The 15,116-nt window shown below is 37.2% G+C and carries 16 protein-coding genes; 15 read left to right on the forward strand and 1 reads right to left on the reverse strand.

Features of this window, described 5'->3' with window-relative positions:
• On the reverse strand, positions 1–132 hold a 132-nt coding region (locus tag BM211_RS27670), incomplete at its 3' end, for a hypothetical protein (RefSeq protein ID WP_371261906.1).
• A gap of 628 nt (positions 133–760) precedes the next feature.
• On the opposite strand from BM211_RS27670, the gene BM211_RS24405 reads away from it, so the two are divergent.
• The 15 genes from BM211_RS24405 (at position 761) to fsa (ending at position 14,498) form a co-directional block, all read left to right on the forward strand.
• Positions 761–964 carry a hypothetical protein gene (locus tag BM211_RS24405; RefSeq protein WP_035433396.1) on the forward strand — a complete coding sequence of 68 codons (204 nt, stop codon included), beginning with the start codon at positions 761–763 and terminating at the stop codon, positions 962–964.
• Positions 965–1,212: 248 nt separating this feature from the next.
• Positions 1,213–2,187, forward strand: coding sequence for a phosphotransferase enzyme family protein (locus tag BM211_RS24410; RefSeq protein WP_035433397.1), 975 nt, complete (start codon positions 1,213–1,215; stop codon positions 2,185–2,187).
• A gap of 366 nt (positions 2,188–2,553) precedes the next feature.
• Entirely contained in the window at positions 2,554–4,014 is a 1,461-nt protein-coding gene (locus tag BM211_RS24415; RefSeq protein ID WP_091000042.1) for an alanine/glycine:cation symporter family protein, read from the forward strand.
• 349 nt (positions 4,015–4,363) lie between these two features.
• Entirely contained in the window at positions 4,364–5,092 is a 729-nt protein-coding gene (locus BM211_RS24420; RefSeq protein ID WP_035433399.1) for an amino acid ABC transporter ATP-binding protein, read from the forward strand.
• 12 nt (positions 5,093–5,104) lie between these two features.
• Entirely contained in the window at positions 5,105–5,929 is an 825-nt protein-coding gene (locus BM211_RS24425; RefSeq protein WP_035433400.1) for a glutamate ABC transporter substrate-binding protein, read from the forward strand.
• A gap of 72 nt (positions 5,930–6,001) precedes the next feature.
• Positions 6,002–6,658 carry an amino acid ABC transporter permease gene (locus BM211_RS24430; RefSeq protein WP_035433401.1) on the forward strand — a complete coding sequence of 219 codons (657 nt, stop codon included), beginning with the start codon at positions 6,002–6,004 and terminating at the stop codon, positions 6,656–6,658.
• Entirely contained in the window at positions 6,659–7,303 is a 645-nt protein-coding gene (locus BM211_RS24435) for an amino acid ABC transporter permease (RefSeq protein WP_035433402.1), read from the forward strand. It begins immediately after the preceding gene.
• Positions 7,304–7,441: 138 nt separating this feature from the next.
• Entirely contained in the window at positions 7,442–8,866 is a 1,425-nt protein-coding gene (locus tag BM211_RS24440; RefSeq protein ID WP_091000044.1) for an amino acid permease, read from the forward strand.
• Entirely contained in the window at positions 8,844–9,221 is a 378-nt protein-coding gene (locus tag BM211_RS24445; protein ID WP_091000046.1) for an OsmC family protein, read from the forward strand. The genes BM211_RS24440 and BM211_RS24445 overlap by 23 nt, the downstream gene beginning before the upstream one ends.
• Before the next feature lie 343 nt (positions 9,222–9,564).
• Positions 9,565–10,023, forward strand: a complete 459-nt coding sequence (locus BM211_RS24450; protein ID WP_035433405.1) for a MarR family winged helix-turn-helix transcriptional regulator — start codon at positions 9,565–9,567, stop codon at positions 10,021–10,023.
• Between the two features lie 19 nt (positions 10,024–10,042).
• Complete coding sequence (locus BM211_RS24455; RefSeq protein WP_035433406.1) at positions 10,043–11,656, forward strand: MDR family MFS transporter; 1,614 nt, start codon at positions 10,043–10,045, stop codon at positions 11,654–11,656.
• Positions 11,657–11,801: 145 nt separating this feature from the next.
• On the forward strand, positions 11,802–11,933 hold the full coding sequence (locus BM211_RS27385; protein ID WP_256217206.1) for a hypothetical protein: 132 nt from the start codon (positions 11,802–11,804) through the stop codon (positions 11,931–11,933).
• 376 nt (positions 11,934–12,309) lie between these two features.
• The gene (locus BM211_RS27390; RefSeq protein WP_256217205.1) at positions 12,310–12,435 is read left to right on the forward strand and encodes a hypothetical protein; all 126 of its coding nucleotides are present in this window, start codon (positions 12,310–12,312) and stop codon (positions 12,433–12,435) included.
• A complete protein-coding gene (gene rbsK, locus BM211_RS24460; protein WP_035433407.1) occupies positions 12,417–13,316 on the forward strand; it encodes a ribokinase in 900 nt (299 codons plus the stop codon). Before BM211_RS27390 ends, rbsK begins: the two co-directional genes overlap by 19 nt.
• A 537-nt stretch (positions 13,317–13,853) precedes the next feature.
• Positions 13,854–14,498: a fructose-6-phosphate aldolase gene (fsa, locus tag BM211_RS24465; protein WP_035433408.1), complete on the forward strand. Its 645-nt coding sequence runs from the start codon at positions 13,854–13,856 to the stop codon at positions 14,496–14,498.
• The last annotated feature ends 618 nt before the right edge of the window (positions 14,499–15,116 follow it).

Here is a 15,116-nt window from a genome sequence, read left to right on the forward strand (position 1 = left end):
CCATGCAAGCGTGGACCCCATTGGTCCTGATACTTGTGCTAAATTTGCCGGAAGCATAAATACGCCGCCACCAACCATATTTCCAACAACGAATGCTGTTAAAACCCATAAACCCCATTTTTTTGTGTCCATGATGTCTAACTCCTTTTGATGATAGTTTTTTTGTTTTATCCCGCATTAACGGGCAGTAATACTCCCACCTCAAAATTCAGCGAAAGCAAAGAAGTTAGGTGGGAGATAAACTGCCCGTAAAAGCCCGATTGGTTCAACTAATAATCAGTGGGGGATGAAGAAAACCCCCACTGATTAAAGTTTCACTTTATGATTTTTTGTACCTAGTGTTTTTGGGAAATAAAAAAGAGCCATGTAGATAAAAAATACCTACATGGCTCTTTGCCTAACGTAGGTACAACGGGAATAACCCTTGTACCTACGCGTGAATTTTTCCGCTAGGTTTCAAGGGTTTACGTATGATGATGATGTTTTTGTGCAAATGTAACTACAGTTGTATAAGTAAGCATAGCTCTTTGCTCCCTCTCTCCTCTGATTTTGAAGTAAGTATACTACATGTTTTTTAGAAAGGGAAGAGAAAAAAGATATTTTTTATAAAAATTCATTTTTGTGATTAAATATCCATACTGGTTTGGGTGATTTACTGTGAGATATGAAAAATATTATTTAGAATTTTTTGTAAAAATATGTAGTAAAAAGGATAGATGTGGTAATCTTAGGGGGATGGTTTGTTAAAGGGAGTGGGAGCTTGCCGTATGTCGTACATATTTTAAGCATTATTATGATTTGCGTAGGGGGAATCAGTGTATATCGCTCCGTAAAATATAAAGGGTACGGAGCTTATTTTAAAATAAAAAAACTGAAAATTCCGTTTTGGATTATTACGTTAGGGGTAGCGCTTTTTGTGATGAGTATGGGCATTTATACACTCATATTGGAAGGGAAATGGTAAGAGGGATTAAGACATAAAAAACCTTTCTTTTAGGAGGGTGAGAGAGTCTAGTCACGCATAGAAACAATCAGGGCCTTTTCCTACCACGTGCAAGGTTTAAAACAAAAGGGGCAATCAGCAACTTATATAGTTGTATTTTTTCATTATTAGAATTGAAAAGAAGTAGAATGTTCTGCTTCTTTTTTTATTTTTCCGGCAGTGATTTTAAGAATCATGGCGAATTATGTAGAGAGGAAGGGAGTGCTCATATGGAATTAACAGTTGAAAAAGTGTTTACAAAAGAAATTTTACAAGAAGCAGCAAAGCGCTTCGGTGTAACTGTTGCGGAAGAACCATTAGGAGACTTTGAAAATTATATTTTTCGTGCCGAGGGAGAAGACCAAACACCGTATGTTTTACGTTTGACACATTCATCTCATCGTACATATAAGCAAATTGAGGCCGAATTAGATTTTCTAGCATATCTCGGGAAAAACGGTGCAAAGGTAGCAGCGCCGCATCAATCAAAAAACGCTCTATTTGTAGAAAGTCTACAAGCAACTGATGGAACTTCTTTTTATGTTTCACTTTTTGACTATGCAAATGGAGAAAGAGTGAAAGATGTAGATTCTACTGTTTGGAATGATACGCTATTTTACGCTTGGGCAAAAGCAATTGGTCAGTTACATCGACTTACGATGGATTATCCAAAGACGGAGAATCGCGTTACGTGGTTGGATGATGAAATTACCATTATTGATATGTTACAGGAAGACAAGGAATTGCAGGGAATTGCGTATGAAGTTGTAGCAGAAATTCAAAAATTACCTGTGACAAATCGTACATTTGGATTAATACACGGTGATATTCATCATGGGAATTTTCACTATGAAAATGGAGAGTTAACCATTTTTGATTTTGATGATGCCACGTACAATTATTTTGCACATGATCTTGCTATGGTTGTATATTATTCTGTCTTACGAAAAGATTGGACAGAAGAAGAAAAGGAAAAATTTTCTCGTCACCAGTTGCAAGTATTGAAAGAAGGATATGAGACAGAGCATACTCTTGATGATTCTGTATATGATTCGATACCGCTTTTCATGCGCCTTCGTGATGTTGCTTTATATGGAACAATCATGAAAAAGTTTAACGGTAAAGAAATGCCAGAGCATTTTCAAACATTAACAAATGCAATTTATAAGAGAATAATTGCGAAAAAAGCAATTGTTGAATGGTAAGGAAAATGTGAACTGACCTAAAACGCTATTTTAGTGTTTTAGGTCGTTTTTTATCATATAAATATAAATCGAAAAACCCCTCTTTTTTGAGGTAGGCGAGAGCATCTGGCCGCGCATAGTAGCGGTCATGGATTTTTTTGCCACATGCAAGGTTTAAAACAAAAGGAGAAAGCAAGTAGCGGCTTAAATGTTGAAAGATCAAATTGAACTTGAGTACATATGCTCGTACTCTTTTTTTATCCAATATTATTTTGTGTTTTTATACAAAAATATGTTTATTTTCTCAAAATAATATTGTATTTCACAAGGTGTATATTTTATACTTTTTATATATTCTGAAAATTCTTTATAAAAGGAGGAGGATCTGTGGAAGCTTTCGTCAATTGGTTAAATGGTATTGTTTGGAGTCCTGCACTTGTTTATTTATGTTTAGGGGTAGGTTTATATTTCTCAGTTCGAACGAGATTTTTGCAAGTTCGATATGTAGGTGAAATGGTAAAGCTTACGTTTCAAGGGGAAAAGTCAGAAGCAGGTGTTTCTTCATTCCAGGCGTTAGCGCTTTCTTTATCGGGGCGAGTTGGAACAGGAAATATTGCCGGGGTGGCGACTGCGATTGCCTTCGGTGGACCAGGAGCCGTCTTTTGGATGTGGCTTGTGGCCTTTTTAGGAGCTGGTTCTGCTTATGTAGAATCAACACTTGCACAAATTTATAAGACAAAATATAAAGGACAATTCCGCGGCGGTCCGGCGTATTACATTGAAAAGGGACTGGGAATAAAATGGTATGCGATTATTTTCGTTATGGCGACAATTCTCGCGACAGGAATGTTGCTTCCTGGTGTACAGGCAAACAGTATTGCAGTGAGCTTGGAAACAGCTTTTGGTATTAATACGTCTGTATCGGGAGCAATATTAGTTGTTGTATTAGGCCTTATCATTTTTGGCGGTGTAAAGCGTATCGTTAATGTAGCGCAAGTTGTTGTACCGTTTATGGCGATTGGGTATATTCTCGTAGCTTGTTTAATTGTTGGGATGAACATTGAAAGGTTACCGGATGCTTTTATGCTTATTATAAAAAGTGCATTTGCATTAGAATCTGCATTTGGAGGAATTATTGGTTTAGCAATCTCTTGGGGTGTAAAACGCGGCATTTATTCAAATGAAGCGGGGCAAGGAACAGGCCCTCACGCAGCTGCAGCTGCAGAAGTATCTCACCCTGTAAAGCAAGGACTTGTACAGGCATTTTCTGTTTACATTGATACATTATTCGTGTGCTCCGCAACGGCATTTATGATGATTATCACGGGAATGTATAACGTATTTAATGTAAGCGGAAAAGGGTTTCTTGTGAATAATTTGAACGGTGCAGAACCAGGCCCTGGGTATACACAAGCAGCTGTTGAATCTGTGTTCCCTGGATTTGGAAACGGTTTTGTTGCAATTTCTCTCTTCTTCTTTGCATTTACAACGATTATGGCATACTACTACATTGCGGAAACAAATATTGCCTATTTAAATCGTGAGAAAGATCGCCCTTGGATGATACTAATATTGAAGTTTATCTTCTTAGCGGTCGTATTTTACGGATGTGTGAAAACGGCAGCAACGGCATGGGCCCTTGGGGATATTGGTGTTGGTATTATGGCATGGGTAAATATTATTGCAATTATATTATTGCAAAAGCCAGCACTGTTAGCACTAAAAGACTATGAGAAGCAGAAGAAAGAAGGAAAAGATCCTGTATTTGATCCTCGGGAACTCGGTATTAAAAATGCTGATTTCTGGGAACATGAATATAGAAAAGATAAACAAGAAGAAGTTTCCTAAAAGGAATGGCCCGCTCTATGCAGTATATCGGCGCTTTTCACGATATATCGACCACTTTTTAGAATATATCGGCGCTTTTCACGATATATCGACCACTTTTTAGAATATATCGGCGCTTTTCACAATATATCGGCGCTTCGACACGATTTAAAGACACTTCGACGATATTCGACACACAAGTAGTCGATTCGCTGAGCTGAATCATACCAAAAATTGAAAAGAAGCTGTCCAAAAGTAAAACTTTTGGACAGCTTCTTTTTTTGTCTAAAAGATTACTAGTTATTTTTTTGGGTGTTTTCGAATATAAAAAACTATACAGGCCTTTTGATATGTAAAGGAGGGGAGTAGATTGATTGTTTTTCGTGATGTTAACAAGTATTACGGCAACTTTCAGGTTTTAAAAAATATTAATTTACAAATTGAAAAAGGAGAAGTTGTCGTGGTCGTTGGGCCGTCGGGGTCAGGGAAAAGTACGTTGCTGCGCTGCATGAATCAACTAGAGATGATCACGAATGGTGAATTGATTGTAAATGGCGTGAACATACATGAGGGAAAGAAAGATATAAATCAATTAAGACGAAGCATCGGTATGGTATTTCAACATTTTCATTTATATCCTCATAAAACGGTGCTTCAAAATATTACATTTGCCCCGATAAAAGTACTCAAAAAGCCGAAAGAAGAAGCAGAAAAAATTGCGATGTTTTATTTAGAAAAAGTAGGGATTACAGATAAAGCAAATGCCTATCCGCACCAACTATCAGGCGGGCAGCAACAGCGCGTTGCCATTGCAAGGGGACTAGCAATGAAGCCGGAGATTATGCTGTTTGATGAACCGACTTCAGCACTTGATCCTGAAATGATTGGTGAGGTACTTGATGTTATGAAAACATTAGCAAAAGAAGGCATGACGATGGTTGTTGTTACGCATGAGATGGGATTTGCCCGCGAGGTAGCTGATCGCATTTTATTTATGGACAAGGGTGAAATTGTGGAAGAGGCTTCGCCTGCTGATTTCTTTGTAAATCCAAAACAAGAACGAGCCCGATTATTTTTAAGTCGGGTGCTGAATCGTTAAAGGAGGAATTTGATGATTAAAATGAAAAAGTGGTTTACGCTTATTGTTTTTGCCTGTTTATTCGTATTGATTGTAGCTGGGTGCGAAAGTAAGAAAGAAAAAGAAGCTGTAAAAAATGAAAAAGAAACTGTTGTTGATCAAATTAAGAAACGTGGGAAGTTAGTTGTCGGTGTGAAGAATGATACGAATCTATTTGGATTAAAGAACCCGGCAACAGGAAAGGTAGAAGGATTTGATATTGATGTTGCGAGAGCGCTTGCGAAAAAAATTTTAGGTGATGAGAATAAATTAGAATTAAAAGAAGTTACTTCGAAAACGCGCATCCCAATGCTAAAAAATGGCGATATCGATGCGATTATAGCAACAATGACAATTACTGAGGAACGCAAAAAAGAAGTTGATTTCTCAGATGTGTATTTTAAAGCTGGGCAATCTTTACTTGTGAAAAAAGGAAGTGGAATTAAAGATATAGCTGATGTGAAAAAAGGGGTAAAGGTGTTAGCGGTAAAAGGTTCTACTTCTACGAATAATATTCGTGCTAAAGCACCGGAAGCGACTGTACTTGAATTTGAAAATTATAGCGAAGCATTTACGGCATTGAAGGCAGGGCAAGGTGATGTTTTAACAACAGATAATGCGATTTTATACGGTATGGAAAAGCAAGACGCAAACTATGAAGTAGTTGGGAAAAAATTCACGGACGAACCGTATGGCATTGCGGTGAGAAAAGGAGAAACGGAACTTACGAAAGTAATTAATGAGTTACTAAAAGAGATGCAAGCAAACGGTGAATACAATAAATTGTATGAAAAGTGGATTGGGAAAAAGCCTGAGTAAAACGACAAATATAGGATACAAGAGGATGAGAAATAATCATCCTCTTGCTATGAATAAAGAGGGGGAGAGTTTGTGCAAGGTTTTTCGATTCTCTCAAATAATCTAGATTTGTATTTAGAAGGATTTAAATATACGGTGCTGTCTAGTCTTATTGCGTTAATTGGTAGTTTTATTCTTGGCATTATCATCGCAGTGATGCGAATTGCGCCATTTCGGTTTCTAAATTGGATTGGGGCAACATATGTGGAGTTTATTCGGAATATCCCTTTAGTTTTAATTACATTTGCTTTTTATTTTGCTTTTCCAGTGATCGGCGTTACATTAAGTGGCTTTGTTGCTGGTACAACTGCACTTACGATATATACGGCGGCTTTTATTACAGAGGCAATTCGTGCGGGGATTTTATCAGTTCCGAAAGGGCAGATGGAAGCAGCTCGTTCTTCTGGTTTAACATATGTACAAGCGATGTATTATATTATTTTGCCACAAGCAATAAAAATTGTGATTCCGCCGCTAGGTAATCAATTTCTCAATTTAGTGAAGAACTCTTCTATATTAGGGATTATCGCTGGGGCGGATTTAATGTACCAAGGTGATTTAATCTCTACGAGAACATTTGTCACATTTGATGTATACATCTTTGTCGGGATGTTTTATTTACTTTTAACTGTTCCGATTAGCATGGGTGTTCGCTTTTTAGAGAAACACTTGGCGAAAGGAGCTGTGTAGATGGATTTTCGCGGTGCTTATACAGGAGATCACATTGTTTTTTTATTAAAAGGACTACTTGTTACGTTAGAAATCGCTCTTATTGCAATCTTCCTTAGTTTTATCATTGGTAGCGTTATCGGTACGCTCAGATATGCGAAAATACCAGTTGTATCCACAATACTTGCTTGTATTGTGGAAATCATTCGTAATTTACCGCTGCTATTAATTATTTTCTTTACATATTTTGCGCTCCCAGAAGCTGGATTGAAATTAGAAATTACAACAGCGGCCGTTGTGGCATTGACGATATTTGAAGCTGCGATGATATCAGAAATTGTTCGCAGTGGTTTATTCTCAATTGAGAAAGGGCAAATTGAAGCAGCGCGTGCGTCTGGATTATCGTATGTACAAACGCTTCAGCACATTATTTTACCGCAAGCGCTGCGGCGGATGGTGCCGCCGCTTGTCAGCCAATTTATATCCCTTTTAAAAGATACATCGTTAGCAGTCGTCATTTCATTGCCAGAATTAATGCATAATGCCCAAATTATTAATGGGCAAAATGTAAACTATATGATTCCTACAATTCTTCTCGTCGCCTGTATGTATTTCGTTGTGAATTATAGTTTGTCTCTTTTTTCGAGACGATTAGAAAGTAGATAACTCTTGCATTGTATTTTATGCAAGAGTTATTTTTTTAGAAAAGTTTTAATTTTATATAGAAATTGTAAACGCTTTATTGTATATTTTATATTATCAGAAATTTTAAAATATAGAGGGGTATGTTAGGGGAGGAAAAAGATGAATCAGACAACGAATGAGCAATTACATCGCACAATGAAGAGTAGACATTTATTTATGATTGCACTTGGGGGAGTAATCGGAACAGGTTTCTTTCTCGGATCAGGATATACAATTAATCAAGCAGGACCAGGAGGAGCGATCCTTTCTTATTTAGTCGGCGGTTTTATTATGTATTTAACGATGCTTTGCCTTGGTGAATTAACAGTTGCTATGCCCGTTTCGGGATCATTTCAAAAATATGCGACGAAATTTATCGGACCTGGAACAGGATTTATGATTGGCTGGCTATATTGGTTAGGCTGGGCTGTAACGGTAGGGTTAGAGTTAACGTCAATTGGTCTAATGATGAAAAGATGGTTCCCAGATGTAAACGTTTGGGTATGGTGCCTTGTGTTCGGAGGACTTTTATTCATTTCAAATGCAGTATCAGCAAAAAGCTATGCAGAATTAGAATTTTGGTTTTCGAGTATTAAAGTAATTACCATTATTGCATTTATTCTTCTTGGGGGAAGCGCATTGCTTGGATTTTTACCATACGATGGAAAAGCAGCAGCACCGCTTTTTTCTAATTTTGTACAAGATGGTGGGTTATTTCCACATGGAATTGGAGCTGTGTTGCTCACAATGATCACAGTAAACTTCTCTTTCCAAGGAACAGAGTTAATTGGGATTGCAGCAGGTGAAAGTAAGGAGCCGGAAAAAACAATTCCACGTGCGATTCGTAATACAGTATGGAGAATTATGCTGTTCTTTATTTTAACAATGACGATTTTAGTAGGATTAATCTCTTGGAAAGAAGCAGGAGTGATTGAAAGTCCGTTTGTTGTAGTCTTTGATAAAATTGGTATCCCATATGCAGCGGATATTATGAACTTTGTTATTATTACGGCTTTATTATCGGTAGCAAACTCTGGATTATATGCAGCAACACGTATTCTATGGTCACTATCAAATGAGGGAATGGCACCACTTTCTTTTAAGAAGGTGAATAAAAGAGGGGTTCCGATTACAGCATTAGTTGTGACGATGATTGTTGCAGCGTTATCGTTATTAACAAGTGTATTCGCGGAAAGTACTGTATACATGTATTTGCTATCGATTGCGGGATTATCAGCGGTATCAAGTTGGATTATTATCGCATTTTCACAAATTCGATTTAGACAACAATATGTAAAGAGCGGCGGCAAATTAGAAGATTTAAAATATAAGACACCATTATATCCAATTGTTCCAATTGCAGCGCTTGTTTTAAACAGCGTTGTTGTAGTTAGTTTAGCGTTCATCCCAGAACAACGCATGGCATTATATTGCGGCGTTCCATTTATTATTTTTTGCTACATATATTATTATATAAATAAAAAAAGGCAGCAAAAGGTGCAAGTGGAAATGGGGAATACATATGCAACTAATAGTGAAGCGTGATGAAATTACAGCGGATCTTCCATATGGTGAATTGCAAATTGGAAAAGAGAATGGATATACACCATTAGAACTTTTAATTGCTTCGATTGCAGGGTGCAGCGCCATTGTATTTCGAACGATTTTAGAAAAAAAACGTATTACGTATCATGAATTTACAATGGAAACGGAAATTAAAAGAAGTGAGACAGTATCAAAACCAGTAGAGAGTGCTCACTTACACTATAAAATAAAAGCAGAAGGAATTACGCAAGAACAGTTAGAAAAGGCGTTAGAACTTGCGATGAAAAATTGTACAATTGTCCAATCTGTAAAAGGCAGCATCGAAATTATTGAAACAATTGAATTGATTTCATAAAGAAGTAAAGACTACCATTTCTGTGTTTTGTATATATAGAAATGGTAGTCTTTTTACATATATATTGCTAAGTATATCCAACATGATCTCCACTTGCTTGCTCCCTCTGTTTAAAACATGGCACGTGGCAGAAAAAGGCCCTGACCGCTCCAATGCACAGCCAGAAGCTCTCGCCCCCCTAAAAAAAAGAGGTTTTTATGTTATTTTTTGTATTGCTATAACATGATTTTTCTCAATATTTTTATCAAAAAAAGAAAGAAACAAAATCATTGACATTATTAATTACAAAGTTTAATATTTAAAGATGTTAAATATTTAGTGGTTGAAATAAGGGGTGGAAAATATGCAAAATGATATGACTCATATAGATAAAATTCAAGCTCTTGCATTTTCTATTGGAAAGAAATTACAAACAGAATTATTAGAGAAATTACAGTCATCTGGATTAACACCACCGCAATTTTATATTTTAAAAATTTTAGATCGTTATGGTGCATCAAGAGCAACAACATTAGCGAAGAAAATGTATGTGAAACCGAGTGCAATTACAGTAATGATTGATCGTTTAATCGATCACGATTTGGTTTCGCGTTATCATGATGAAAATGATCGTCGCGTTGTTGTAATTGAGTTAACGTCAAAGGGGAAAGCTGTTCTAGAAGAGGCAATGATTGCTCGTAATCAACATATTGCTAAGTATTTTTCCGAATTAGAAGTACAAGAGAGAGAAGACTTGTTACGATTATTTGAAAAACTAGAAGCAATTATTTGTCAATCATCAGAGAAGAAAGAGACAAACTAAAGAGAGTTGAGGAGATTACATGGAACAACAAGAAAATCAAAATAGAACGTTGTTGTTAACTGGCTTAGTTATCGCTATGTTATTTGCTGCATTAGACGGAACAATCGTTGGTACAGCAATGCCGCGTATTGTCGGTGAACTTGGTGGATTAAGTTTAATGACATGGTTAACAACAGCATATATGTTATCATCAACAACGGTTGTACCAATCGCCGGTAAATTAGCCGATTTATTAGGTCGCCGCACTGTATATATGACAGGATTAATCGTCTTCATGATTGGTTCTGCGCTTTGTGGTATGGCAAATGGTATGACAGAACTAATTATTTTCCGTGGTATTCAAGGTCTTGGCGGCGGTATTATGATGCCGATGGCTATGATTATCATTGGGGATATGTTTACAGGAAAAGAACGTGCGAAATGGCAAGGGATTTTTGGAGCACTTTATGGTCTTGCTTCTGTCATTGGTCCGCAAGTTGGTGGCTGGATTGTTGATTCAATGAACTGGAGATGGGTATTCTACATTAACTTACCAGTTGGGATTTTAGCAACAATCCTTATCGCAATGGGCTTAAAAGGGAAGAAACAAACAGGGCCAATCCAAATTGACATCGCTGGTATTTTCACGATGATTGTCGGCGTGGTGAGCTTATTATTAGCATTAACATTTGGTGGAAAAGACTACGCTTGGGATTCTTGGCAAATCATTGGGTTATTTGCGCTTGCGGTGATTGGTCTTATAAGCTTTGTGAAGGTCGAGAAAAAAGCGAAAGAACCGATTTTACCTGTCCATTTCTTTAAAAATCGTACATTTACAGTATTAAATGCAATTGGTTTCTTTATGAGTATTGGAATGTTCGGAGCAATCATGTTTGTTCCATTCTTTATGCAAGGTATTGTCGGTGTAAGTGCCGCTGAATCAGGAACGATTATGACACCAATGATGATCACGATGATTATCACGAGTATTATTGGGGGTCAGCTTGTATTAAAAGTTGGAGTGAAACCACAAATTATTACTGGAATGCTGATTATGGCTGGCGGATTTGGGATGTTAACGACAATGGATATGCATACAAGTAAGCTTGTTGCAACGTCGTATATGATGATTATTGGCTTCGGAATGGGTCTTGTCATGCCAACTTTAACATTAGCATTACAAGAAAGCTTCCCGAAAAAAGATCTTGGAGTTGTAACTTCATCAAGTCAATTCTTCCGTCAAATCGGTGGTACATTTGGGATTACGATTTTAGGTTCCATTATGAATAACACATCTGGTACAGTATTAACAGATAAGTTAGTGCCTGTACTGAATACGTTCCCACCACAAGCAGGAGAAATGGTCACGAAGTTTAAAGATATGATTCACACAGATCCACAAGGGTTATATTCAATGTTATTTAGTCCAGAAGCATTGAAGAAAATCCCAGAACCAATTGCAAATAGCATTGTGCCTGTATTAAAGGCATCATTATTAGATTCTCTTCATCATGTATTTATAACTGGTTTAGTATTTATTCTAGTTGGTGCTGTATTTACATTGTTCTTGAAGAAAATTAAGCTTTCTGATCGTAAAAAGGCAGCAAAAGAACCGAAGAGTGAAACAGATGAGAAAGAAGCAATGGTATCTTAATCATTATAAAGAAGAGCATCGCCTGTAGAGGCGATGCTTTTTACATATAATCGCAATTTCTATTGGTGAGGGAGTGAGTTTTTATATTAAAAAAATAAAGAATTTAGGCGTTATCTTGTCAGTTGCAAATAATTGACGGATTTTCATGAATACGTTATATTATTTGCGTAAACGGTTACATATGATAGAAAAGGAAAAAATGTACGATAAAGGTAAAACGAGCATGATTAGTCAAGTACGGTGGCGCGTTCTTTATAGAAAAAATGTTCTTGTCTAATTATCTCTAACATCGTAACTCCATTCTTTCCAGAAGTAGCCCGATCGGTGGAAGCTGTAGCTCATAAAGTGAAACTTTAATCAGTGGGGGCTTGAAAAAAGCCCTGGTTGTCTAGCCGCGTTCTTTCGTAGACTCCGCTTGTAGGCTGCATATCCAAGAATGATTTACTCTGTAACAGTTCTGATTGGAAAGGAACGATCAACCACATGCCTTCTTATATAAGAAGTTGCTAATACCTACAAGCATTGGCGAAGGGAAACTACATCCTAATATGGATGGGTAAAACATGTGTGTATGTGCCAAGAGTTATTTAAGGCTATGCCTAAGCGAAAGAAGTCACCTTACCGCTGGGCTCTTGCCCGTCACGCACTTGAAGATGGGGACTTCTTTCGGAAATACGTTAAAAGTACCGGTTATAGCAATTGATCGTATTGTAGCATGGAATGAGTGGATTGCATTCGGTACAGTAAGGAGGAAAAGAGATTGCCGAATATTACAGTAGTTGGCAGCATTTCCATGGATTTAGTTGCCGTCTCAACAAAACGTCCCAAAGCTGGTGAAACAGTAATTGGGGAAGCATTTCATACTGCTCCAGGTGGAAAGGGCGCAAATCAAGCCGTAGCCGCCGCGCGCTTAGGTGCGAATGTTGCGATGGTTGGAGCAATTGGCGATGATAATTATGGAAAGCTTGTTCAAAGAAATTTAGAGAATGAGCATATTTTTATCAATCAAGTGAAAACGGTTACGGGTGAAACGACAGGTATTGCTCATATCGTACTGGCTGAGGATGATAATAGTATTGTTGTTGTACAAGGGGCAAATCGCCTTGTAGATGAGCAACTTGTAAATCGTGCAAAAGATTTTCTTGTAAAGGCGGATATGGTTGTATTACAATTAGAAATTCCACTTGAAACAGTAAAATATGTGCTAACGACTTGTGAAGAACATCAAATTCCAGTTATTTTAAATCCAGCTCCAGCGCAAAGATTGCCAGAGGAAGTGTTACAAAAAGCAACGTACATTACACCAAATGAGCATGAATGTCGAATTGTTCTAGATGACTTTACATCACCAATTGAATCATTGCTTGAAAAGTACCCCAATAAATTGTTAATGACTGAAGGGAAAAACGGTGTTCGATTCCATAATGGCACAGAAATTGTTCATGTACCGAGCATTTCTGTTGAAGTTGTCGATACGACAGGGGCTGGAGATACATTTAACGGTGCATTAGCAGTTGCGATTGTAGAAGGAGAAGAATTGCAAAAAGCGATTCATTTTGCAAACATTGCAGCCGGGATTTCTGTAACAAAATTAGGAGCTCAAGGTGGTATGCCATTAAGAGATAAATTACGAGAAGTGCAGATAATTGTAGGATGGTAAAGTTTCAATTATGGTATAGTGAACTGTCACATGTATTTGAAATTATGACTTTTAGCGTAATTTTAACTTAGAGGTATTGACTTATCAGTAGGTTCTATTTTAGCATTATGACGTACACTTATTGCTGGTATGAATTTATTGTTTGCAATAGGAGTGAGGTTGCTTGCTGATTCTATAATAATGATAGTAAACGGTGGCATCATTGAGGAGGAAAAGTAGCAATTTTATCGACAATGATGTTTTTAGGAGGATTACGTTCAATTTTATGGACAGACGTCTGACCACTTGTCTTAGTAATCATTTATGTTTTTATGGAATGTCAGAAGCGTTTGCGAATATTACCGTAAGATGAATAGTAGTAGATATACAAAATCTTGTTTAACAAGCAATATGTAATCGGTATCATTTGAACGGATTTCAATGCAGTTACATCGGTAGTAAGTGTGGCAAAGGAAAATAGTGAAAATTATTTTGTTTGAATTAGACAGTATTAAGAAAAGATAAAAACATACTTACATTTAGAAAGGAAGAAAAAACATGAAATTTTTTATTGATACAGCAAACATTAGCGAAATTAAAGAGGCAAACGACCTTGGCGTATTAGCAGGTGTGACAACGAATCCATCTCTTGTAGCAAAAGAAGGCGTAGATTTCCATGAGCGCATTCGCGAAATTTGCAGTGTAGTATCAGGACCTGTAAGTGCAGAGGTTATTAGCCTAGAAGCAGATAAAATGATTGAAGAAGGAAAAGAATTAGCAAAAATCGCACCAAACGTTGTTGTAAAAGTACCAATGACAACAGAAGGTTTAAAAGCGGTAAAAGCATTCTCTGATTTAGGAATTCGTACAAACGTAACATTAGTATTCTCAGCAGTACAAGCATTACTTGCAGCACGTGCTGGTGCAACGTATGTATCTCCATTCTTAGGTCGCTTAGATGATATCGGTCATAACGGCATGGACTTAATTCGTCAAATCGCTGATATCTTCGCGATTCATGGTATCCCAACAGAAATTATTGCAGCATCTGTACGTCACTCTGTTCACGTAACAGACGCAGCATTAAACGGTGCACATATCGCAACAATTCCAGCAAACGTTATCGCTTCATTAGTGAAGCACCCATTAACAGATCAAGGAATTGAGAAATTCTTAGCAGACTGGGAAAAAACACAAGGATAATAATATAAAAAAAGTGGTTCAACGGATACGTTGAACCACTTTTTTTTTGTAAGTGCCACTGATATATCAGCTCCTCAACGATATTCGACATGTAGGATGTACTAGAGGGAGCTGACAAAAATCTATTTTTTATCCCGCATTAACGGGCAGTAATACTCCCGCCTCAAAATTCAGCGGAAGCATTGTCCAGCTCTAGCGGCTAGAATCTCCGGTCGTTTCGCCCCCTCGGACGAGGCAAAAAGCGCCTCTCCGCCCTGTGCTCCAACGTCCTGCAATTCTGAGCGAGCCGCTTCCGCCTTTCTTAAGAAGTTAGGCGGGAGATAAACTGCCCGTAAAAGCCCGATTGGTTCAACTAATAATCAGTGGGGGATGAAGAAAACCCCCACTGATTAAAGTTTCACTTTATAAGTAGAGGGTTTATATATAGTGATTACTTGAATATAATAAATGTTAAAATTAAAAAAGAATACGAAGTGGGAAAGAAAACACCGTTTCGAGTTTTTTGTATTTGCAGTAACGACATTTCTATCGGAAAATTAAAATGAAGTTATAGTTTGGGGATAAATATTTTATCGAATTGTACAGAAAGAAAAAATATTTCCGGGGGAATTGTCGAAG

The organism is Bacillus sp. 491mf, assembly GCF_900112415.1.
In the GTDB taxonomy this organism is placed as follows: domain Bacteria; phylum Bacillota; class Bacilli; order Bacillales; family Bacillaceae_G; genus Bacillus_A.

What these genes read in the sequence shown, in the direction of transcription:
- BM211_RS24435 (WP_035433402.1), top strand. Translation starts at nt 6,659, where the DNA reads ATGGATTTTCGCGGTGCTTATACAGGAGATCACATTGTTTTTTTATTA.
- BM211_RS24425 (WP_035433400.1), top strand. Translation starts at nt 5,105, where the DNA reads ATGATTAAAATGAAAAAGTGGTTTACGCTTATTGTTTTTGCCTGTTTA.
- BM211_RS24455 (WP_035433406.1), top strand. Translation starts at nt 10,043, where the DNA reads ATGGAACAACAAGAAAATCAAAATAGAACGTTGTTGTTAACTGGCTTA.
- BM211_RS24440 (WP_091000044.1), top strand. Translation starts at nt 7,442, where the DNA reads ATGAATCAGACAACGAATGAGCAATTACATCGCACAATGAAGAGTAGA.
- fsa (WP_035433408.1), top strand. Translation starts at nt 13,854, where the DNA reads ATGAAATTTTTTATTGATACAGCAAACATTAGCGAAATTAAAGAGGCA.
- BM211_RS27385 (WP_256217206.1), top strand. Translation starts at nt 11,802, where the DNA reads ATGAATACGTTATATTATTTGCGTAAACGGTTACATATGATAGAAAAG.
- BM211_RS24450 (WP_035433405.1), top strand. Translation starts at nt 9,565, where the DNA reads ATGCAAAATGATATGACTCATATAGATAAAATTCAAGCTCTTGCATTT.
- BM211_RS24445 (WP_091000046.1), top strand. Translation starts at nt 8,844, where the DNA reads ATGCAACTAATAGTGAAGCGTGATGAAATTACAGCGGATCTTCCATAT.
- BM211_RS27390 (WP_256217205.1), top strand. Translation starts at nt 12,310, where the DNA reads ATGGGGACTTCTTTCGGAAATACGTTAAAAGTACCGGTTATAGCAATT.
- BM211_RS24410 (WP_035433397.1), top strand. Translation starts at nt 1,213, where the DNA reads ATGGAATTAACAGTTGAAAAAGTGTTTACAAAAGAAATTTTACAAGAA.